Origin of the sequence: Pseudomonas sp. PKS, assembly GCF_051913525.1 — a bacterium.
GTDB lineage: Bacteria > Pseudomonadota > Gammaproteobacteria > Pseudomonadales > Pseudomonadaceae > Aquipseudomonas > Aquipseudomonas guariconensis_D.
On sequence record NZ_JBEGDO010000084.1, the window covers coordinates 1 to 209 of the forward strand.

Annotated in this window: 1 protein-coding gene; it reads left to right on the forward strand. The window is 67.5% G+C overall.

The genetic code is table 11. The features are described 5' to 3' along the window. A partial coding sequence (locus ABOA88_RS24175; RefSeq protein WP_440128016.1) for an inverse autotransporter beta domain-containing protein occupies nt 1–209 on the forward strand: 209 nt, incomplete at both ends.

Here is a 209-nt window from a genome sequence, read left to right on the forward strand (position 1 = left end):
ATGAAGTCGGCCTGTTCGGCAAGGACAACCGCAAGAAAGACCCCAGCGCCGTCACCGTCGGCCTCACCTACACCCCCATTCCCCTGCTGACCCTCAGCGCCGACCAGCGCAAGGGCAATGGCGGCAACGAGACCACCGTCGGTGCCGAGTTCAGCTACCAGATCGGCGAGCCGTGGGCCAAACAGGTCGACCCGGCCGGCGTCGGCGCC